Consider the following 19,608-nt stretch of genomic DNA (forward strand, 5'->3'; position numbering starts at 1 on the left):
GCGCTAAAAGGGCACAGAGCATACGTGGCCGCTGTGCCTTGTTATTTGATTTTCGACATGAATCGTCGAATCTTTAGTCTGGTAATGCTTTATTTTTCGTCGGATGTAAAGCTTCGCACAATTGTTTTGCCGCCAGCAGCAGGCGCGGACCCGGCCGGCTCAGCCAGTCATCGTTAAGCGCAATCACCGGCACGTTAAGCTGCGGCTGCCAGAAGCGCGCGACGCTGGCGGCGCGGCTGGCATCACCGCCAGTGACAATCGCCTGCGGGTGCCGCGTCAGCACCTGCTCCCGGCTCACCTGAGGCCAGCTCACGCTGCTGTCAGCAAAGATATTGCGACCGCCGCACAGGGTGATGACCTCATTCTGCAGCGTGCTGCGCGCGGCGGTAAACAGCGGCTGCTGGCCAAACTGCAGAAACAGCGGCACCGGCGTTTGCTGCTGATAGCGCTGACGCAGCGTCTGCAGCTGCTGGTGTAACGCCTGTGCGGCCGCTTTGGCCCGCTGGGGCTGTGGGCTCCAGCGCTGCAGCGCCGCCAGCGCGTCAATCATCTGGTCGAGTGATTGCGGATCGATCCATTCCACATGGATGCCCAGACGCTGCAGCTGCTCCACCTGGCGCAGCGGATTGCCGCCGCGCCAGGCCAGTACCACATCCGGTCTGAGCTGCACAATGCGTTCAACGCGAATGCCCTGCCAGTTTGCCACCTGCTCCAGCTGGCGAGCAGCGGCGGGATAGTCTGACCAGGCGCTCACCGCCACCGGCGTGATGCCGGCGGCAAACGCCAGTTCAGTGAGATGCGGCGACAGGGTAATGACGCGCGGTGCGGCCAGCAGGCTGTGGCACAGCAGCCACAGCCCGAGCAGCAGATATTTAGCCACGCGCCAGCTGAGCCAGCAGGTTTTCCACCATCAGCGACGACTGTTTAGCCGCCACGCTGAGGAACTCTTCGAAACTCAGATGCGACGCTTTATCGGCCACGTCAGAAATAGCGCGTACCACCACGAACGGCACCTTAAATTGATGGCAAACGTGACCAATCGCCGTGGCTTCCATCTCTACCGCAATCGCCTGCGGGAAGGTGCTGCGGATACGCTCCAGCGGTGCGGCGCCATTAATAAAGGCGTCACCGCTGACCACCAGACCGCGCACCGCGTTGAGATCCAGCTGTTTGATCACCTGCTCTGCGGCGGCAATCAGCGCGCTGTCCGCGACAAACGCCGCCGGGCAGCCCGCCATCTGACCAGGCTCATAGCCAAAAGCGGTGACATCGGCATCGTGATAACGCACTTCATCGGACACCACGATATCGCCCACCTGCAATGTTGGCGCCAGACCGCCTGCGGAACCGGTGTTGATCACCAGATCCGGTTTGCACAGCTCCAGCAGCAGCGTGGTACCCAGCGCCGCCGCGGTTTTGCCGATGCCCGATTTCAGCAGAGCCACCTCAACGCCGTTGAGCGTACCGGTGTAAATTTCGCAGCCGGCCAGCGTCAGCGTCTGACGGTTTTCAATTTTGTCACGCAGCAGTGTGACTTCCTGCTCCATCGCGCCAATAATGCCTGCTTTCATAAAGAATCTCGCTGTAGTTATGGATGTATAAGGCTAAAGTGAGGCATAGTCTAACATGGCTCAATGGGGATCAATTCAGGAAAAAATAAGGGGTAACAATGGCGACGATCAATTTCAGGAAGAAGATCAGTTTCACCCGCCCTTATACCAGTCGCAAAGATCCCGAAGGCGAATACTTTATTACCCGCCACTTTGAAAGCGATCGTGGACGCATTATTAATTCTGCCGCGATTCGCCGTCTGCAACAAAAAACCCAGGTGTTTCCGCTGGAGCGGAATGCGGCCGTGCGCTCGCGCCTGACCCATTCGCTTGAGGTGCAGCAAACCGGGCGTTACATCACCAAAGAGATTCTGCATACGCTGAAAACCCAGGGCGGCGGGCTGGCGGCTTACGGCCTCGATGGCTTTGAGGGCGCGGTCGAGAGCCTGGTGGAGATGGCCTGCCTGCTGCACGACGTCGGCAACCCGCCGTTTGGCCATTTTGGTGAAGCGGCGATCAATGACTGGTTTGATGACAACCTGCCGGCCGAACTGGTGGATCCGCTGGTGGCGGGCGTGGCGGATGACGCGCAGCGTGCCGATTTCGACCGGTTAAATGCAATGATTCGTCAGGATTTGTGCCATTTCGAAGGGAATGCGCAGGCCATTCGGCTGGTGCATACCCTGCTGCAGCTAAATCTTAGCTATGCGCAGGTAGCGTGTATTTTAAAATACACCGCGCCGGCGTGGTGGCAGGGCGATAAGCCGGCGGAGTTCAGCGTATTAATGAAAAAGCCGGGTTTCTATTTATCCGAACGTGAATATGTGGCCGATCTTCGCGCGGCAACGGATATACCTGAGCACCATCGTTATCCGCTGACCTGGATAATGGAAGCGGCTGACGATATCTCCTATTGTATTGCCGACCTTGATGACGCCGTAGAAAAAGACATCTTCACCGTCGATACGCTCTATCATTCTTTGCTCAACGCCTGGGGTCCGGTGAAACCCGGCGACGCGTTCAGCCGCACCATTAATGAAGCGTGGAAAGAGGCCAATCAGAAAAAGCGCCGCAGTATTAGCGATCAATTTTTCATGTCGCTGCGGGTCAACGTCCAGAGCGTGCTGGTCAGCCATGCGGTGCGCCGCTTTGTTGATAATTTACCTGCCATTTTTGCCGGCAGCTTTAACCATGCGCTGCTGGAAGATGACGGTGATGAAGGGCGTCTGTTAAAATTATTTAAAACTGTGGCGCGCCAGCAGGTGTTTAATCACCCTGAAGTTGAGCAGCTGGAATTACAGGGTTATCGGGTCATTAAAGGATTACTGGAAATTTATCAATCGCTGATGCAGCTCGATTATGAACAGTTTACCACGTTAATGAATGAGGATTTTCTCGCGAAACATCCGATCGAAACCCGACTGTTTCATAAACTTTCCGGTAAACATCGTAAAGCTTATCAGCAACAGATGCGTAACCTGGTGGTGCAGCATAAATATCAGCGATTGTTATGGGAACGTTATTATCGCTCGCGGCTGATTCAGGACTATATCAGCGGGATGACGGACAATTACGCCTGGGATGAGTATCGTCGGTTGATGGCGGTGGAATAAGCGCAGTTTTGTAAAGACGAAGAATAAATTTTTACCTTTGCCCAATACTTTATCAGGAACTTCGCGCTAAAAACTTAATCTCATCATCACGACCACAGCAATGGTCTGCACGTTAATTTCAGAGAGACACAGACGAATGAAAAAAAGCACATTAATGTTAAGTGCGCTGGCGCTTAGTCTGGGCATGGCGTTAAGCCCTGTCAGTGTTTTCGCGGCGGAGACAGCGTCTTCCTCCAGTCAGCAACTGCCCAGCCTGGCACCCATGCTGGAAAAAGTGATGCCTTCCGTGGTCAGTATCAGCGTGGAAGGCAGCACCACGGTGAAAACCCCGCGCATGCCGCAGCAGTTCCAGCAATTCTTTGGCGATAATTCCCCGTTCTGTCAGGACGGATCGCCGTTCCAGGGTTCACCCATGTGCCAGGGCGGCGGCGGTGACGGTAGCGACGATGGCGCCAACGCGCAGAAGCAGCAGTTCCGCGCGCTCGGTTCCGGCGTAATCATCAACGCCGACAAAGGCTATGTGGTTACCAACAACCACGTGGTGGATAACGCCACCAAAATTCAGGTACAACTGAGCGATGGCCGTCGCTACGATGCTAAGGTCATCGGCAAAGATCCGCAGTCTGACATCGCGCTGATTCAGCTGCAGGATGCGAAAAACCTGACGGCAATTAAGATCGCAGACTCCGACAATCTGCGCGTCGGTGATTACACCGTGGCCATCGGTAACCCGTACGGCCTGGGCGAAACGGTCACGTCCGGCATCGTCTCGGCGCTGGGGCGCAGCGGCCTTAACGTCGAAAATTACGAAAACTTTATCCAGACCGATGCCGCCATCAACCGCGGCAACTCCGGCGGTGCGCTGGTTAACCTGAACGGCGAGCTGATCGGTATTAACACCGCGATCCTCGCACCGGACGGTGGCAACATCGGTATCGGCTTTGCCATCCCGAGTTCCATGGTGAAAAACCTGACCGCGCAGATGGTGGAGTATGGCCAGGTGAAACGCGGCGAGCTGGGCATTATGGGCACCGAGCTCAACTCCGAGCTGGCTAAAGCGATGAAAGTGGATGCGCAGCGCGGCGCCTTTGTCAGCCAGGTGCTGCCAAACTCCGCGGCGGCGAAAGCCGGCGTGAAAGCGGGCGATGTGGTGGTCTCTATGAACGGTAAAGCGCTGACCAGCTTTGCGGCGCTGCGTGCGGAAGTCGGCTCGCTGCCGGTCGGCACCAAACTGCAGCTGGGCCTGCTGCGCGACGGCAAACCGCTCAACGTGACGGTTGAGCTGCAGCAGAGCTCACAGGATAAAGTGCAGTCCGCGACGATTTACACCGGCATTGAAGGCGCCGATCTCAGCAACGTCGACAGCAACGGCCAGAAGGGCGTGCGCGTTGACAGCGTGAAAGCCGGCAGCGCAGCGGCACGTATCGGCCTGAAGAAAGGCGATGTGATCCTCGGTGTGAACCAGCAGGCGGTAAGCAACCTTGGCGAGCTGCGTAAAATCCTCGACACCAAACCGTCGGTGCTGGCGCTCAACGTCAAGCGCGGCGACAGCAGCCTCTATCTGCTGATGCAGTAATCCTTTTATTGGTCTCTCAGGCGAGCTTCGGCTCGCCTTTTTATTGCCTGTATGCTGCTGCGCCCCCAGTCATCTGTGCCTTCCCAGTGTGACCGCTGCCGCAATTCCGGTAATCGCCCTGCGGCTATGTGCAGTTGCACAATGCCAGGGGGAATCGGGATGCGTATTCTGTCGGTTCGTCCCGAATTCTGGAGTGTTTGATGGCCACCTATCATCTTGATGCGCGACTGGCTCAGGATATCGTTGCCCGCACCATGAAAATTATCGACAGCAATGTCAATGTGATGGATGCGCGCGGCCGCATTATTGGCAGTGGCGATCGCGAGCGTATTGGCGAATTGCACGAGGGCGCGCTGCTGGTGCTGTCACAGGGCAGGGTGGTTGATATTGACGAAGCGGTGGCTAAACACCTGCACGGCGTGCGGCCGGGCATCAATTTACCGCTGCGCATTGACGGCGACATCGTCGGCGTGATTGGCCTCACCGGCCAGCCCAGCACGTTACGCCATTACGGCGAGCTGGTGTGCATGACGGCAGAGATGATGCTGGAACAGGCGCGCCTGCTGCATATGCTGGCGCAGGACAGCCGCCTGCGTGAGGAGCTGGTGCTGAACCTGATCCGCAGCGATACGCTGTCGCCAGCGCTGAACGAATGGGCGCAGCGACTGGGCATCGATCTCAATCAGCCGCGCGTGGTGGCGGTGGTGGAAGTGGACAGCGGACAGCTGGGGGTCGACAGCGCGATGTCGGAACTGCAGCAATTACAGACGCTACTGACCACGCCCGATCGCGACAACCTGATCGCCATTGTTTCGCTCACCGAAATGGTGGTGCTGAAGCCAGCGCTGAATGCACATGGCCGTTACGATCAGGACGATCATCGCCGCCGCGTCGATCAACTGCTGCAGCGCATGAAAGAGAGCGGTCAGGTGCGGATGCGCATCGCGCTCGGCAATTTCTTTACCGGGCCCGGCAGCATTGCGCGCTCTTACCGCACCGCCCGCACCACCATGATGGTGGGCAAACAGCGCATGCCGCAGCAGCGGAGCTTCTTCTATCAGGATCTGGTGCTGCCGGTGCTGCTGGATAGCCTGCGCGGCGGCTGGCAGGCCAGCGAGCTGGCACGTCCGCTGGCTAAGCTGAAGAGCATGGACAATAACGGTTTGCTGCGGCGCACGCTGGTTGCGTGGTTCAGTCATAACGTGCAGCCGAGCGCCACAGCGCGCGCGCTGTTTATTCATCGCAATACGCTGGAGTACCGCCTGAACCGCATCTCGGAACTGACCGGCCTTAATCTGGCGAACTTTGACGATCGGCTGCTGCTGTATGTGGCGCTGCAGCTTGATGAGCAGGCATAAAAAAGGCCAGCAGCGGCTGGCCTGAGAAGCGGCGGGAATTAGCGACCGTTGCGGGTCAGCTGATCGAGATCGGATTCGATTTCCGCGATTTTGTTCGACACCACGTTCTCCAGATGGCGCAGATCGGCGAGGATTTTGCGCTTCAGATCCACCTCTACCTGATCGCGCTGGCAGATCTGATCCAGTTCGTCGATCACGTAACGCAGGTTAGGGCTGATTTCCTGAATCTCTTTATAACCCTGGGTGGTGTGATCGGCCACCACGGTTTTGCGCTGACGCGGGTATTTAAACTTCACGCTTTTGGCGAAGAACTCGCCCTTGTCTTTGCGGAAGTAGATTTTCAGGATGTCGTTGTTGGCTTCCTGACGCAGGCTGTAGCGGTCAATGTCTTCAGGATTGCTGATACCTAAGCTTTTCAGGTTGTCGTACATAGCGTTTATATTCCATCTGAGAGTGAGTGAGCGCGCAGGATTATCATCATCATTCGGCTGCGTAATAAGCGCAACGAACCGAACGCTTACGGCATACTTAATCAACTGTAGACACAAAAACCGGGATGAACAGTGCGCGACCGGAGTTAACTGGCGCGGATTATGACCTGTTTGAAAAACAAACGCACCTGTTAATTCGCGGCGCGAAACAGGTAATAGCGGCAGGAGTGTAAAGAAAAAATGACGGGCCTGAATACAGGCCCGTGGGTATAAAAATACGCGGGAAGAAAAAACTTAATCGATGGTACGCAGCAGTTCGTTGATGCCGGTTTTTGCCAGCGTTTTCGCGTCGACTTTCTTCACGATCACCGCACAGTACAGGCTGTAGCTACCGTCTTTAGACGGCAGGTTACCGGAAACCACCACCGAACCCGCCGGTACGCGGCCGTAGTGCACTTCACCGGTTTCGCGGTCATAAATTTTGGTGCTCTGGCCGATGTAAACGCCCATAGAGATCACCGAACCTTCTTCGACGATCACGCCTTCAACGATCTCGGAACGGGCACCGATAAAGCAGTTATCTTCGATGATGGTTGGATTGGCCTGCAGCGGTTCCAGTACGCCGCCGATGCCGACGCCGCCGGACAGGTGCACGTTTTTACCAATCTGCGCACAGGAGCCGACGGTGGCCCAGGTGTCAACCATGGTGCCTTCATCGACATACGCACCGATGTTGACATAGGACGGCATCAGCACGGTGTTGCGCGCGATGAATGCACCCTGACGCACTGCGGCCGGTGGCACGACGCGGAAGCCGGCGCTTTTAAAGCGCGCTTCATCCCAGCCGGCAAATTTCATCGGCACTTTGTCGTAGAAGCGGGTCTCTGCCCCGTCGATCACCTGGTTGTCGTTGATACGGAACGACAGCAGTACCGCTTTTTTCAGCCACTGATGCGTTACCCATTCGCCGTTGATCTTTTCTGACACGCGCAGTTCACCGCTGTCCAGCAGGCCAATCACCTGGTTGATCGCTTCACGGGTGGCGCTGTCCACGCTGGTCGGCGTAATGTCGGCGCGGCGTTCAAAGGCAGATTCGATAACGCTCTGTAACTGTTGCATATTTAATTCCTGAGTCTGTCATTGCGGATGCACGCCAGCTGGCGTGCAGAGTAAAATTATCAGGCAAACATCCTTCATGCTGCAGAACGGTGGCGCGCCTATCGGAGCGAGATCCACGGATGGGCCGGGTCACCAGGCCAATGCATCGGCAACGTGAAGAATGGAAGCCGGGTCACATTTTATCGTTTGGATTAAGTACCTCTGTCAACCGTTGTTGCAGCACGGAGCGCATTTCGGCATCCAGCGCACGTCGTTCGCTGTTGGCAAGGATGAACAAATCCTCCACCCGTTCGCCGATGGTACTGATGCGGGCGCCGTGCAGCGAAACGCCGAGGTCAGCAAACACTTCGCCCACGCGCGCCAGCAAACCTGGCTGGTCCAGCGCCACCAGCTCCAGATAGCTGCGGCGGTCGGTATGGGTGGGCAAAAAGTTGACTTCGGTATCGACGCTGAAGTGTTTCAGACGTGACGACGGCCGGCGCGTACGCGGTGGCACCCACTGCGTTTGCGTGATCGCCTGCTCCAGCGCCTGGATAATCAGCGGATGGCGATCTGCTGCCAGCGGACTGCCGTCCGGCTCCAGCACAATAAAGGTGTCCATGGCCATACCGTCGCGGCTGGTAAAGATCTGCGCATCGTGCACGCTCAGATTACGGCGGTCGAGCTCTCCGGCTACGGCGGCAAACAGGTAAGGGCGATCCGGGCTCCAGATGAAGATCTCGGTGCCGCCGCGCGTAGCCTGCGGGCTTACCAGCACCAGCGGTTTGCTAAGGTCATGATTGATCAGATGCCGCGCGTGCCACGCCAGCTGGTTGGGCGTATGGCGCAGGAAGTAGTCGGCACGGCAGCGGCTCCAGATATGGTGCAGGCGCTCTTCGTTGAGATTTTCCATGCGCAGCAGCGCCAGCGCCTGCAGCCGGTGATGACGCACGCGCTCGCGCAGATCCGGGCTGTTCTCCATACCGCGGCGCAGCTGTTTTTCGGTGGCGAAGAACAACTCACGTAGCAGGCTCTGTTTCCAGCTGTTCCACAGGCTTTCATTGGTGGCACAGATGTCGGCAACCGTCAGGCAGGCCAGATAGCGCAGCCGGTTTTCATTTTGCATCACTTCAGCAAACTGCTGAATCACCGTGGGATCCTGAATGTCGCGACGCTGAGCAGTCACCGACATCAGCAGGTGATGACGCACCAGCCACGCCACCAGCTGCATTTCGCGTGAATTGAGGCCGTGCAGCTCAGCAAAGTCCAGCGCGTCCTGCGCGCCAAGAATCGAGTGGTCACCACCGCGCCCTTTGGCGATATCGTGCAGCAGCGCGGCCATCAGCAGCAGCTCCGGCTGCGGCAGACGCGGCCACAGCTCGACGCACAGCGGGTGCATCGGGCGCGTGGCTTCGTCGGCAAAACTTTCCAGCTTCTGCAACACGCGGATGGTGTGCTCATCCACGGTGTAGGCGTGGAACAGGTCGAACTGCATCTGGCCGACAATGTTGCCCCACAGCGGCGTATAGGCCCACAGTACGCTGTGGCGATGCATCGGCAGCAGCGCGCGCTTTACCGCGCCTGGATGGCGCAGAATCGCCATAAAGGTGCGGCGCGCTTCGGGGATCTGACACAGCGGCTGTTGCAGATGACGGCGGGCGTAGCGCAGCTGGCGCAGCGTGGTGGAATAGATGCCGGTGATGGTTTCGTTACGCACCATCACGTAAAACATGCGCAGAATCGCCTGCGGCTCGCGCTCAAACAGCGTGGGATCGCGCAGGTCAATCAGATTACCGCGCAGCTGAAAATCCTCATCAATGCTGCGCGGCTTCTCGGTGGTCGACAGCGCCAGAATGGCTTCGTCAAACAGCTGCAGCAGCATCTGGTTCAGCTCGCCGATACGGCGCGTGACGCGATAGAAATCTTTCATCATGCGCTCAACCGGCTCATTGCCTTCACCGCCATAGTTGAGGCGCTGTGCCACGTTGAGCTGGCGATCGAACAGTAAGCGGTTATCGTAGCGCGGCAGCGTCAGGTGCAGCGCGAAACGGATGCGCCAGAGAAATTCCTGGCACTCATTGATTTCATTGCGTTCGGCTTCAGTGAGAAAGCCAAAGCCGACCATCTCATCCATGGTGGTGGCGCCAAAGTGGCGGCGCGCGACCCACTGCAGAGTATGAATGTCGCGCAGCCCGCCCGGGCTGCTTTTGATATCCGGTTCGAGGTTGTAGCTGGTGCCGTGATAGCGCTGATGGCGTTCCAGCTGCTCCTCAATTTTGGCGGCGAAGAAGCGTGACGACGGCCAGAAACCGTCGCTGAAGATATTCTTTTGCAGTTCGAGAAACAGCGCCACGTCGCCGGTCAGCATGCGCGACTCAATCAGGTTGGTGGCGACGGTGAGATCCGACAAGCCCTCCAGCAGACACTCTTCCAGCGTGCGTACGCTGTGGCCGACCTCCAGCTTGAGATCCCACATCAGCGTCAGCAGTTCTGACGTGCGCTGCGAGGCAGCTTCGTCCAGTGGCTGACGGCTCAGGATCAGCACGTCGATGTCCGACAGCGGATGCAGCTCGCCGCGGCCATAGCCGCCCACCGCCACCAGCGCGATCTCTTTCATCTGGTCAAAGCCAAACAGCCGCCACAGCCGGCGCAGCAGGCGATCGATAAACAGCGTGCGCGCATCAATCAGCGATTCGATATCGCTGCCTGCGTCAAAAGCGCTGCCCAGATGCTGCTGGAACTGTTCAAGATACTGTTTGAGTTTGTCGCGCGTCAGCGCGTCGTCTGGCCAGCTGGCGGGGGAATCGGTCAGGCCTTTGTGTACTGCTTCGGTCACGCTACCACTCATCAACATGCCTCTTCTGCGCCATAAAAAGCGGGCTTAACGCCGTAATGCCGTTCAGTTAGCCACCGTCCGTGACATCACCGCAGTAGCGGCGCGGGTTAACGCGCAACTGATGGCGCCGCTACGGGAGGTGCAGGGATGGGTGAACCTAAACTGACAGGCGTTCGTTTTGAGCCGGCCTGTTATCCTGATGACGAGCGTTACGCGTTGTTTTCCAGCACCGCTGGAATAGTGTCGTCGGCGCGCAGCGTCAGGATCTCACAGCCGTTTTCCGTCACCACAATAGTATGCTCGTACTGTGCGGACAAGCTGCGATCTTTGGTTTTCACCGTCCAGCCATCTTTCATGGTGCGGATGCGATAATCACCGGCGTTTACCATCGGTTCGACGGTAAATGTCATGCCAGCCTGCAGCACCACGCCGCTGTCGTCGGCATCGTAATGCAGCACCTGCGGCTCTTCATGGAAGCCTTTACCGATGCCGTGTCCGCAATACTCGCGGACCACGGAAAAATCCTGTGCTTCCACGTATTTCTGAATCGCCCGGCCCAGTTCACGCAGGCGAATGCCCGGCTTCACCAGACGCAGCGCAATGTACAGGCTCTCCTGCGTAACCCGGCACAGGCGCTCGCCCTGAATCGTCGGTTTGCCGACGATGAACATCTTTGACGTATCGCCATGGTATTCATCTTTGATCACCGTGACGTCGACGTTAACGATATCCCCGTCTTTCAGCACGCGATCGTCGCTGGGAATACCGTGACATACCACTTCGTTGACCGAAATACACACTGATTTCGGGAAACCGTGGTAGCCGAGACAGGCTGAAATGGCCTGCTGCTTTTCGGTGATGTGCTGGTGGCACAGACGGTCAAGCTCGCCGGTGGTGACGCCTGGCACGACGTGCGGAGCGATCATCTCCAGCACTTCTGCAGCCAGACGGCCCGCCACGCGCATTTTTTCGATTTCTTCTGGGGTTTTGATTGAAATGGCCATTAAATAATCCGCAATCGCCGCAATTTTCGACAATAATGAGTTCTGTGGCAGTCATGTTAGCAGTCAGCAAATGGGCTGCCAAATCGGGATTACAGCCTGCCGCTCATGCTAACAACTGTTGGCGTATTCCTGCGCATTGTGGTATAAAGCGCGCCGACGATTCTCTGTCACCTCGTATGAGAGGGCAGGAAACGCATAAATCTCATTATGTGTACTAAAACACACATGTATCGACACGTACGCCGGGGTGCCTCGTAAGAGGTCGGTTGTATGGGATACATGGAGGCCCAACCCCAAACAAACTTTTAGAGGTAATCATGGCAACTGTTTCCATGCGCGACATGCTCAAGGCTGGTGTTCACTTCGGTCACCAGACCCGTTACTGGAACCCAAAAATGAAGCCATTCATTTTCGGTGCGCGTAACAAAGTTCACATCATCAACCTTGAGAAAACCGTACCAATGTTCAACGAAGCCCTGGCTGAGCTGAACAAGATCTCTTCCCGTAAAGGTAAGATTCTGTTTGTTGGTACCAAGCGCGCTGCTGCCGAAGCGGTAAAAGAGTCTGCACTGAGCTGCGACCAGTTCTTCGTTAACCACCGCTGGCTGGGTGGTATGCTGACCAACTGGAAAACCGTTCGTCAGTCAATCAAACGCCTGAAAGATCTGGAAACTCAGTCTCAGGACGGTACTTTCGACAAACTGACCAAGAAAGAAGCACTGATGCGTGCTCGTGAGCTGGCCAAGCTGGAAAACAGCCTGGGCGGTATCAAAGATATGGGCGGTCTGCCGGATGCACTGTTCGTTGTTGACGCTGACCACGAACACATCGCAATCAAAGAAGCAAACAACCTGGGTATCCCGGTATTTGCTATCGTTGATACTAACTCTGATCCAGACGGCGTTGATTTCGTTATCCCAGGTAACGACGATGCGATCCGTGCTGTAAGCCTGTACCTGACTGCCGTTGCCACTACCGTGCGCGAAGGCCGTTCACAGGACCTGGCTGAGCAGGCTGAAGAAGCTGCTGAAGCTTAATAAGGTTCGCTCTTTCTGAGAGCCCTTAGACATCAGATGTGATCTGTTAAGGGGCCGTGAAGGCCCCTTTATTTATCTCACTTAGTCACGCACCCTGTTCGGGCTGGCGGGGCAAGTAAATTTTCCGCAACAAGTTTCTGACAGTGTGAAAGCACTGCGAGACGAATCGAGGATTCTGGAATGGCTGAAATTACCGCTGCACTGGTAAAAGAACTGCGCGAGCGTACTGGCGCAGGCATGATGGACTGCAAAAAAGCGCTGACCGAAGCGAACGGCGACATTGAGCTGGCGATCGAGAACATGCGCAAGTCTGGTGCGATCAAAGCTGCTAAGAAAGCAGGCAACGTGGCTGCTGACGGCGTGATCAAAACCAAAATCGCTGGCGACTATGGCGTGATTCTGGAAGTGAACTGCCAGACTGACTTCGTGGCAAAAGATGCCGGTTTCCAGGCCTTTGCTGACAAAGTGCTGGACGCTGCTGCTGCCGGTAAAGTGACTGATGTGGAAGTTCTGAAAGCGCAGTTCGAAGAAGAGCGCGTGGCACTGGTTGCGAAAATCGGTGAGAACATCAACATCCGTCGTGTTGCTGTCCTCGAAGGTGCTGAGCTGAACGGCTATCTGCACGGCGCGCGCATCGGCGTACTGGTTTCTACCACCGGCGCTGATGAAGAGCTGAGCAAGCAGATTGCGATGCACGTTGCTGCCAGCAAGCCAGAGTTCGTGAAGCCAGAAGACGTTTCTGCTGACGTGGTTGAGAAAGAGTACCAGGTTCAGCTGGACATCGCGATGCAGTCTGGCAAGCCAAAAGAGATCGCAGAGAAGATGGTTGAAGGCCGTATGAAGAAATTCACCGGCGAAGTCTCTCTGACCGGTCAGGCTTTCGTTATCGATCCGAGCAAAACTGTTGGCCAGGCGCTGAAAGAGAAAGGCGCTGACGTGATCAACTTCATCCGCTTCGAAGTGGGCGAAGGCATTGAGAAAGTCGAATCTGACTTTGCAGCCGAAGTTGCTGCCATGTCCAAACAGTCTTAATGGTTTGCAGGAACCGCCGAGAGGCGGTTCTTTTTTGTCTGCGTTTTGGCGCAGCAATTTTCAGTCTCATCCCAATAGCTTTTCTCACGCGCTAAGCGGATGATCGATCAGATTTAACTTCTCATTCATCTTATCTTCCAGGAAGAATTGACCATGGCGACCAACGCAAAACCTGTATATCAACGTATCTTACTGAAACTGAGCGGCGAAGCACTGCAGGGTGCCGAAGGTTTTGGTATCGACGCGAGCGTGCTTGACCGTATGGCGCAAGAGGTGAAAGAGCTGGTTGAGCTGGGCATTCAGGTGGGTGTGGTAATTGGTGGCGGTAACCTGTTCCGTGGCGCGGGTCTGGCGCAGGCAGGTATGAACCGCGTGGTCGGCGACCACATGGGGATGCTGGCGACCGTGATGAACGGCCTGGCAATGCGTGACGCACTGCATCGTGCGTACGTCAACGCGCGCCTGATGTCGGCGATTCCGCTGAACGGCGTGTGTGATAACTACAGCTGGGCAGAAGCCATCAGCCTGCTGCGCAATAACCGCGTGGTGATCTTCTCTGCCGGTACCGGCAACCCGTTCTTTACCACCGACTCAGCGGCCTGCCTGCGCGGCATCGAAATCGAAGCGGACGTGGTACTGAAAGCTACCAAGGTCGACGGCGTCTACTCAGCCGACCCGGTGAAAAATCCGGATGCCACGCTGTACGAACAGCTGACCTACGGTGAAGTGCTGGAAAAAGAGCTGAAAGTGATGGATCTGGCCGCCTTTACGCTGGCGCGCGACCATCAACTGCCGATCCGCGTCTTCAATATGAACAAGCCTGGCGCGCTGCGTCGCGTGGTGATGGGTGAAAAAGAAGGCACCCTGATTACGCATTAATACCCGACGCAGGATAAAATAAGGTATATTCTGTTGGCGCGCTGCACTGCTGTCGCGCAGCATTCAGGATGATCGATGTTTATCGATACCGTTTCCGTTCCGCTGCGTCCGGAAGTGGCCAGGTCAAACCGAATCCAAGGGTTTCAACGTGATTAACGATATTAAAAAAGATGCTGAAACGCGCATGGACAAATGCGTGGAAGCATTCAAAAACACCATCAGCAAAGTGCGCACCGGTCGTGCTTCGCCTTCACTGCTCGACGGCATCGTTGTGGAATATTACGGTACGCCAACGCCGCTGCGTCAGCTGGCCAGCGTCACCGTTGAAGATTCACGCACGCTGAAAATCAACGTGTTCGATCGCTCAATGGGTCCGGCAGTCGAGAAAGCCATCATGGCTTCTGACCTCGGCCTCAACCCAAGCTCAGCCGGTAGCGACATTCGTGTTCCACTGCCTGCGCTGACCGAAGAGCGTCGTAAAGATCTGATCAAGGTTGTGCGTGGCGAAGCCGAGCAGGGCCGTGTTTCCGTGCGCAACGTGCGCCGTGACGCGAACGACAAGATCAAGGCGCTGCTGAAAGACAAAGAGATCAGCGAAGACGACGAACGTCGCTCGCAGGACGAGATCCAGAAAATGACCGACGTTCGCATCAAGCACGTTGATGCGGCGCTGGCCGAGAAAGAGAAGGAACTGATGGAATTCTGATTCCGTCATTTGCCTGACAAAACGCCGTTCAGAGACGTAGTACGACTCTGGCGGCGTTTTACATTGTGCCCGGCGTACGCGCGGGCGCGCACCACGACTTCACAGGGACAGCACCATGAAGCGATTAACTCTGCTGGGTTCGACCGGCTCAATTGGCACCAGCACGCTGGCGGTAGTGGCGGCGCATCCTGAACGCTATCAGGTAACTGCGCTGGTGGCTGGTCAGAATGTGGCGCTGATGGCCGAACAGTGTCAGCAATTTAAACCGCGCTACGCGGCGATGTCCGACGACGCTTCCGCTGCGGCGCTGCGTGAACGACTGAAAGCACTCAACATCGATACGGAAGTGCTCTCCGGCGTTCAGGCCGCCTGCGAACTGGCCGCACTGGACGAGGTCGATCAGGTAATGGCCGCCATTGTGGGCGCTTCCGGCTTACAACCGACGCTGGCCGCCATTCGCGCCGGCAAAACCGTCCTGCTTGCCAATAAAGAATCGCTTGTCACATGCGGCCGTTTGTTTATGGAGGCGGTACGCCAGCATCAGGCGCAGCTGCTGCCGGTCGACAGCGAGCACAACGCCATTTTTCAGAGTTTGCCCGCTTCCATACAGCATCAGTTGGGGTACGCTGATTTGCGGGAGAATGGCATCGAGTCGATTCTCCTTACGGGATCGGGTGGTCCTTTTCGTGACACGCCATTAGCCGAGCTGGCTGCTATGACGCCAGATCAGGCCTGTGCGCATCCGAACTGGTCAATGGGGCGTAAAATCTCCGTTGATTCGGCCACCATGATGAATAAAGGTCTTGAATACATTGAAGCCCGCTGGCTGTTTAATGCCACCGACGCACAAATGGAGGTCATCCTGCATCCGCAGTCGGTGATTCACTCCATGGTGCGATACTGCGACGGTAGCGTGCTGGCACAGCTGGGTTCACCCGATATGCGCACGCCAATCGCCCACAGCATGGCCTGGCCGGCACGTATTACCGCAGGCGTAACGCCGCTTGATTTCACCCGAATGAAGGCGCTGACGTTTGCTGAGCCGGACTACGCACGCTATCCCTGCCTGAAGCTGGCAATCGATGCATGCGCAACCGGACAGGCGGCCACCACCACGCTGAACGCAGCCAATGAAGTCGCGGTAGCGGCATTTCTGCAGCATCAGATTCGCTTTACCGATATCGCGGCCATCAACAGTGAAGTGCTGGCAACCCTGCAGTGTCAGGAGCCGGGCAGCGTGGATGACGTGATGGAGATTGATCGGATCGCACGCGTGCGGGCTACGGCGTTGCTGCCGCGCTTTCGTTTAGCCGGTTGATGGTGCCGCTATTTGTTCGCTCAGGGTGAAAATGGTATAGTCGCTCGCTCGCGTTTTACGGCCCGACATTGTTTCGATGTCATCCGGTGAGGTTACCGGCGTTTGCCGCAGGCGCAATGTATTCAGAAACCACAGCATTTCTGATGAAAGGAATTATTACGCGTTATGTCGTCCAACAATCACAATACAATCGATGACGGGTCGTACTGCACGCCACGTCACGTGGCCATCATTATGGATGGTAATGGTCGCTGGGCAAAAAATCAGGGCAAACTGCGTATTTCAGGCCACAAAGCCGGGGTAAAATCAGTACGCCGGGCCGTCAGCTTTGCGGTCAGCAACAAGCTGGAAGCGCTCACGCTCTATGCGTTCAGCAGTGAAAACTGGAGCCGACCGGTACAGGAAGTGACGGCCTTAATGGAATTGTTTGTCTGGGCGCTCGACAGCGAAGTCAAAAGCCTGCACAAGCACAATGTGCGTCTGCGCATTATTGGTGATATCAGCCGTTTCAATAACCGCATTCAGGAACGCATTCGCCGCGCCGAGGAACTGACTCAGCAAAATGATGGACTCACCCTCAACATTGCTGCCAACTATGGCGGCCGTTGGGATATTATCCAGGGTGTAAAAAAACTGGCTGAACAGGTTCAGGAAGGACTGCTACGTCCTGACCAGATAACTGAAGAAAGTCTGGCTCCGCATTTGTGTATGCAGGAGCTGGCGCCGGTGGATTTAGTGATAAGGACCGGGGGAGAGCATCGGATCAGCAACTTCCTGCTGTGGCAGATCGCCTATGCTGAGTTTTGGTTTACCGATGTTCTCTGGCCTGATTTTGATGAACACGTTTTTGAAGGTGCACTGAATGCATTCTCTCTGCGGGAGCGACGCTATGGCGGCGCTGCACCAGGCGGCGCCTGAGCAACCTGGGGGTAACCTTTGCTGAAGTCTCGTCTGATCACCGCGTTTATTCTGATTCCGCTGGTGATCGCTGCTCTGTTTTGGTTGCCGCTGTCCGGTTTTGCGATTACCACCATCATCATCTGCATGCTTGCCGCCTGGGAGTGGGGGCAGCTGGCGGGGATGGCAACGCGTCAGCAGCGTATCTGGCTGGCGGTGCTATGCGGCCTGCTGCTGGCGGTGATGCTGTTCACCCTGCAACCCTATCAACGTAATCTGCACCAGTTCCAGATGGAGAGCTCGCTCTGGGCCTCGCTGGGCTGGTGGATTGTCGCGCTGTTTCTCGTGCTGTTTTATCCGGCCTCCGCTGCGCTGTGGCGCGCATCGCGTCCGCTGCGCCTGCTGTTTGGCGTGCTGACCGTGGTGCCGTTCTTCTGGGGCATGATGGCGCTGCGCCAGTATCACTATGACACCGACCATTTCGCCGGCGCCTGGTGGCTGCTGTTCGTGATGTTCCTCGTCTGGGGCGCGGATTCCGGTGCTTACATGTTTGGTCGTCTGTTCGGCAAGCATAAGCTGGCGCCGAAAGTCTCGCCGGGCAAAACCTGGGAAGGCTTCTTTGGCGGACTGCTGTCATCGGCGATTATCGCCTGGCTGTTTGCGCTGCTGGCCCCGCTATCGGTGGCGCCGGGCACGCTGATTATCTGCGCCGTGATTGCCACGCTGGCCTCCGTGCTGGGCGATCTCACGGAAAGTATGTTCAAACGTGAAGCCGGTATCAAAGACAGCGGTAACCTGATTCCGGGGCACGGTGGTATCCTCGATCGCATTGATAGCCTGACAGCCGCGGTGCCGGTATTTGCCTGCCTGCTGCTGCTGGTGTTCCGCACCCTCTGAGGATAAGCGACGATGTTGAGCATACTCTGGAGTTTTGTCGCCTTTATCGTGGCGCTCGGCGTGCTGATTACGGTGCACGAGTTCGGCCACTTCTGGGTGGCGCGTCGCTGCGGTGTCAAAGTAGAACGCTTCTCGATCGGTTTCGGCAAAGCCCTGTGGCGTCGCACTGATCGCCAGGGCACGGAATACGTGATCGCGCTGATTCCGCTCGGTGGCTACGTCAAAATGCTCGACGAGCGCGTAGAGAGCGTGCCCGCTGAGCTGCGTCATCAGGCCTTCAACAATAAAACCGTGCTGCAGCGTGCCTCAATCATTGCCGCCGGTCCCATCGCCAATTTCATCTTTGCCGTGTTTGCCTACTGGGTGGTGTTCATCCATGGTGTGCCGGGTGTTCGCCCGGTGGTCGGCGAAATTATGAGCGGTTCCGTCGCGGCAGAAGCGCAAATTACCTCCGGCATGGAACTTAAAGCGGTTGACGGTATCGAAACGCCTGACTGGGATGCTGTGCGCCTGGCGCTGATCGGTAAAATCGGCGACAGCAGCGCCACGCTGACCGTGTCACAGTTTGGTCAGCAGGCGACGCAGCAGAAACAGCTCAATCTGCGTGACTGGCAATTTGAACCGGACAAACAGGACCCGGTGGTCGCTTTAGGTATTCGACCGCGCGGGCCGCAAATCGAAACCACGCTGGCAGAAGTGCAGGCGCGTTCACCGGCAAGTGCTGCCGGTTTGCAAGCCGGCGACAGGATCGTTAAAGTCGATGGTCAGCCATTAACGCAATGGCAGGTTTTTGCGGCTCAGGTTCGGGATAATCCCGGCAAAAACATGGCGCTGGAGGTTGAGCGTAACGGTGAACCGTTAACGCTGACGCTAACGCCGGAAGCGAAACCGGGCAACGCAGCGGAAGGTTTTGCCGGGGTGATCCCGCGTGTTATCCCGCTGCCGGATGAGTACAAAACGGTAAAACAGTACGGACCTTTCGCCGCGATTGGTGAAGCCGGTGTCAAAACCTGGCAACTGATGAAGCTGACGGTTTCGATGCTGGGCAAGTTGATAACCGGGGACGTCAAGCTGAATAACCTGAGCGGGCCAATTTCGATTGCGCAGGGTGCCGGATTATCAGCTGAATATGGGGTGATTTATTACCTGATGTTCCTCGCGCTGATTAGCGTCAACTTAGGGATCATCAATCTGTTCCCTCTGCCGGTTTTAGATGGTGGACATCTGCTCTTTCTGGCGATCGAAAAGATCAAAGGTGGACCGGTGTCCGAGCGAGTTCAGGACTTCAGTTATCGCATCGGCTCAATTTTGCTGGTGCTTTTAATGGGGCTTGCACTTTTCAATGATTTCTCTCGCCTGTAATCGCTGGAACGCAG

Annotated in this window: 17 protein-coding genes; 11 read left to right on the forward strand and 6 right to left on the reverse strand. The window is 56.6% G+C overall.

Annotated features, from left to right (window positions below; genetic code table 11):
• Nucleotides 1–73: 73 nt before the first annotated feature.
• Together btuF and mtnN are read right to left on the reverse strand one after the other, a co-directional pair.
• Nucleotides 74–880, reverse strand: coding sequence for a vitamin B12 ABC transporter substrate-binding protein BtuF (btuF, locus tag C1Y42_RS17560; RefSeq protein ID WP_104094028.1), 807 nt, complete (start codon nt 878–880; stop codon nt 74–76).
• Nucleotides 873–1,571, reverse strand: a complete 699-nt coding sequence (gene mtnN / locus C1Y42_RS17565; RefSeq protein ID WP_021507498.1) for a 5'-methylthioadenosine/S-adenosylhomocysteine nucleosidase — start codon at nt 1,569–1,571, stop codon at nt 873–875. The genes btuF and mtnN overlap by 8 nt, the downstream gene beginning before the upstream one ends.
• A gap of 98 nt (nt 1,572–1,669) precedes the next feature.
• Between mtnN and dgt the strand changes: the two genes are divergently transcribed.
• The 3 genes from dgt (at nt 1,670) to C1Y42_RS17580 (ending at nt 6,097) form a co-directional block, all read left to right on the forward strand.
• Nucleotides 1,670–3,163: a dGTPase gene (dgt, locus tag C1Y42_RS17570; RefSeq protein ID WP_058770587.1), complete on the forward strand. Its 1,494-nt coding sequence runs from the start codon at nt 1,670–1,672 to the stop codon at nt 3,161–3,163.
• A gap of 136 nt (nt 3,164–3,299) precedes the next feature.
• Entirely contained in the window at nt 3,300–4,739 is a 1,440-nt protein-coding gene (gene degP, locus C1Y42_RS17575) for a serine endoprotease DegP (RefSeq protein ID WP_058759526.1), read from the forward strand.
• A gap of 200 nt (nt 4,740–4,939) precedes the next feature.
• Entirely contained in the window at nt 4,940–6,097 is a 1,158-nt protein-coding gene (locus C1Y42_RS17580; RefSeq protein WP_021507495.1) for a CdaR family transcriptional regulator, read from the forward strand.
• A gap of 38 nt (nt 6,098–6,135) precedes the next feature.
• Here the strand turns inward: C1Y42_RS17580 and C1Y42_RS17585 are convergent, their stop codons facing one another.
• The 4 genes from C1Y42_RS17585 to map all read right to left on the reverse strand — a co-directional run bounded on the left by C1Y42_RS17585 (nt 6,136) and on the right by map (nt 11,466).
• Nucleotides 6,136–6,528 (reverse strand): DUF3461 family protein, encoded by a 393-nt coding sequence (locus C1Y42_RS17585; protein WP_010616197.1) that lies wholly within the window; start codon nt 6,526–6,528, stop codon nt 6,136–6,138.
• A 294-nt stretch (nt 6,529–6,822) separates the two neighbouring features.
• Nucleotides 6,823–7,647 carry a 2,3,4,5-tetrahydropyridine-2,6-dicarboxylate N-succinyltransferase gene (gene dapD, locus C1Y42_RS17590; RefSeq protein WP_021507493.1) on the reverse strand — a complete coding sequence of 275 codons (825 nt, stop codon included), beginning with the start codon at nt 7,645–7,647 and terminating at the stop codon, nt 6,823–6,825.
• A gap of 172 nt (nt 7,648–7,819) precedes the next feature.
• On the reverse strand, nt 7,820–10,474 hold the full coding sequence (gene glnD, locus C1Y42_RS17595; protein WP_104094029.1) for a bifunctional uridylyltransferase/uridylyl-removing protein GlnD: 2,655 nt from the start codon (nt 10,472–10,474) through the stop codon (nt 7,820–7,822).
• A 197-nt stretch (nt 10,475–10,671) separates the two neighbouring features.
• Complete coding sequence (gene map, locus C1Y42_RS17600; protein WP_021507491.1) at nt 10,672–11,466, reverse strand: type I methionyl aminopeptidase; 795 nt, start codon at nt 11,464–11,466, stop codon at nt 10,672–10,674.
• Nucleotides 11,467–11,783: 317 nt separating this feature from the next.
• Between map and rpsB the strand changes: the two genes are divergently transcribed.
• From rpsB to rseP, 8 genes are all read left to right on the forward strand, one after another.
• Nucleotides 11,784–12,503 carry a 30S ribosomal protein S2 gene (gene rpsB / locus C1Y42_RS17605; protein WP_031279692.1) on the forward strand — a complete coding sequence of 240 codons (720 nt, stop codon included), beginning with the start codon at nt 11,784–11,786 and terminating at the stop codon, nt 12,501–12,503.
• A gap of 180 nt (nt 12,504–12,683) precedes the next feature.
• Nucleotides 12,684–13,535: a translation elongation factor Ts gene (gene tsf / locus C1Y42_RS17610; protein ID WP_058759527.1), complete on the forward strand. Its 852-nt coding sequence runs from the start codon at nt 12,684–12,686 to the stop codon at nt 13,533–13,535.
• Between the two features lie 153 nt (nt 13,536–13,688).
• Nucleotides 13,689–14,414 carry a UMP kinase gene (pyrH, locus tag C1Y42_RS17615; protein WP_010616191.1) on the forward strand — a complete coding sequence of 242 codons (726 nt, stop codon included), beginning with the start codon at nt 13,689–13,691 and terminating at the stop codon, nt 14,412–14,414.
• 148 nt (nt 14,415–14,562) lie between these two features.
• The gene (frr, locus tag C1Y42_RS17620; RefSeq protein WP_021507488.1) at nt 14,563–15,120 is read left to right on the forward strand and encodes a ribosome recycling factor; all 558 of its coding nucleotides are present in this window, start codon (nt 14,563–14,565) and stop codon (nt 15,118–15,120) included.
• Between the two features lie 115 nt (nt 15,121–15,235).
• Complete coding sequence (gene ispC / locus C1Y42_RS17625; protein ID WP_021507487.1) at nt 15,236–16,438, forward strand: 1-deoxy-D-xylulose-5-phosphate reductoisomerase; 1,203 nt, start codon at nt 15,236–15,238, stop codon at nt 16,436–16,438.
• A 165-nt stretch (nt 16,439–16,603) separates the two neighbouring features.
• A complete protein-coding gene (gene ispU, locus C1Y42_RS17630; RefSeq protein WP_058759529.1) occupies nt 16,604–17,356 on the forward strand; it encodes a (2E,6E)-farnesyl-diphosphate-specific ditrans,polycis-undecaprenyl-diphosphate synthase in 753 nt (250 codons plus the stop codon).
• Nucleotides 17,357–17,374: 18 nt separating this feature from the next.
• Nucleotides 17,375–18,232: a phosphatidate cytidylyltransferase gene (cdsA, locus tag C1Y42_RS17635; protein ID WP_010616187.1), complete on the forward strand. Its 858-nt coding sequence runs from the start codon at nt 17,375–17,377 to the stop codon at nt 18,230–18,232.
• Between the two features lie 12 nt (nt 18,233–18,244).
• Nucleotides 18,245–19,594, forward strand: coding sequence for a sigma E protease regulator RseP (rseP, locus tag C1Y42_RS17640; RefSeq protein ID WP_058759530.1), 1,350 nt, complete (start codon nt 18,245–18,247; stop codon nt 19,592–19,594).
• Nucleotides 19,595–19,608 lie beyond the last annotated feature (14 nt).

The organism is Pantoea sp. ICBG 985 (genome assembly GCF_002928365.1).
In the GTDB taxonomy this organism is placed as follows: domain Bacteria; phylum Pseudomonadota; class Gammaproteobacteria; order Enterobacterales; family Enterobacteriaceae; genus Pantoea; species Pantoea dispersa.

Bases quoted from the DNA above. Each gene is read 5' to 3' on its own strand.
- dapD (WP_021507493.1), bottom strand. From the start codon at position 7,647: ATGCAACAGTTACAGAGCGTTATCGAATCTGCCTTTGAACGCCGCGCC.
- tsf (WP_058759527.1), top strand. From the start codon at position 12,684: ATGGCTGAAATTACCGCTGCACTGGTAAAAGAACTGCGCGAGCGTACT.
- degP (WP_058759526.1), top strand. From the start codon at position 3,300: ATGAAAAAAAGCACATTAATGTTAAGTGCGCTGGCGCTTAGTCTGGGC.
- rseP (WP_058759530.1), top strand. From the start codon at position 18,245: ATGTTGAGCATACTCTGGAGTTTTGTCGCCTTTATCGTGGCGCTCGGC.
- rpsB (WP_031279692.1), top strand. From the start codon at position 11,784: ATGGCAACTGTTTCCATGCGCGACATGCTCAAGGCTGGTGTTCACTTC.
- C1Y42_RS17585 (WP_010616197.1), bottom strand. From the start codon at position 6,528: ATGTACGACAACCTGAAAAGCTTAGGTATCAGCAATCCTGAAGACATT.
- map (WP_021507491.1), bottom strand. From the start codon at position 11,466: ATGGCCATTTCAATCAAAACCCCAGAAGAAATCGAAAAAATGCGCGTG.
- dgt (WP_058770587.1), top strand. From the start codon at position 1,670: ATGGCGACGATCAATTTCAGGAAGAAGATCAGTTTCACCCGCCCTTAT.
- ispC (WP_021507487.1), top strand. From the start codon at position 15,236: ATGAAGCGATTAACTCTGCTGGGTTCGACCGGCTCAATTGGCACCAGC.
- C1Y42_RS17580 (WP_021507495.1), top strand. From the start codon at position 4,940: ATGGCCACCTATCATCTTGATGCGCGACTGGCTCAGGATATCGTTGCC.
- glnD (WP_104094029.1), bottom strand. From the start codon at position 10,474: ATGAGTGGTAGCGTGACCGAAGCAGTACACAAAGGCCTGACCGATTCC.
- mtnN (WP_021507498.1), bottom strand. From the start codon at position 1,571: ATGAAAGCAGGCATTATTGGCGCGATGGAGCAGGAAGTCACACTGCTG.
- ispU (WP_058759529.1), top strand. From the start codon at position 16,604: ATGTCGTCCAACAATCACAATACAATCGATGACGGGTCGTACTGCACG.
- pyrH (WP_010616191.1), top strand. From the start codon at position 13,689: ATGGCGACCAACGCAAAACCTGTATATCAACGTATCTTACTGAAACTG.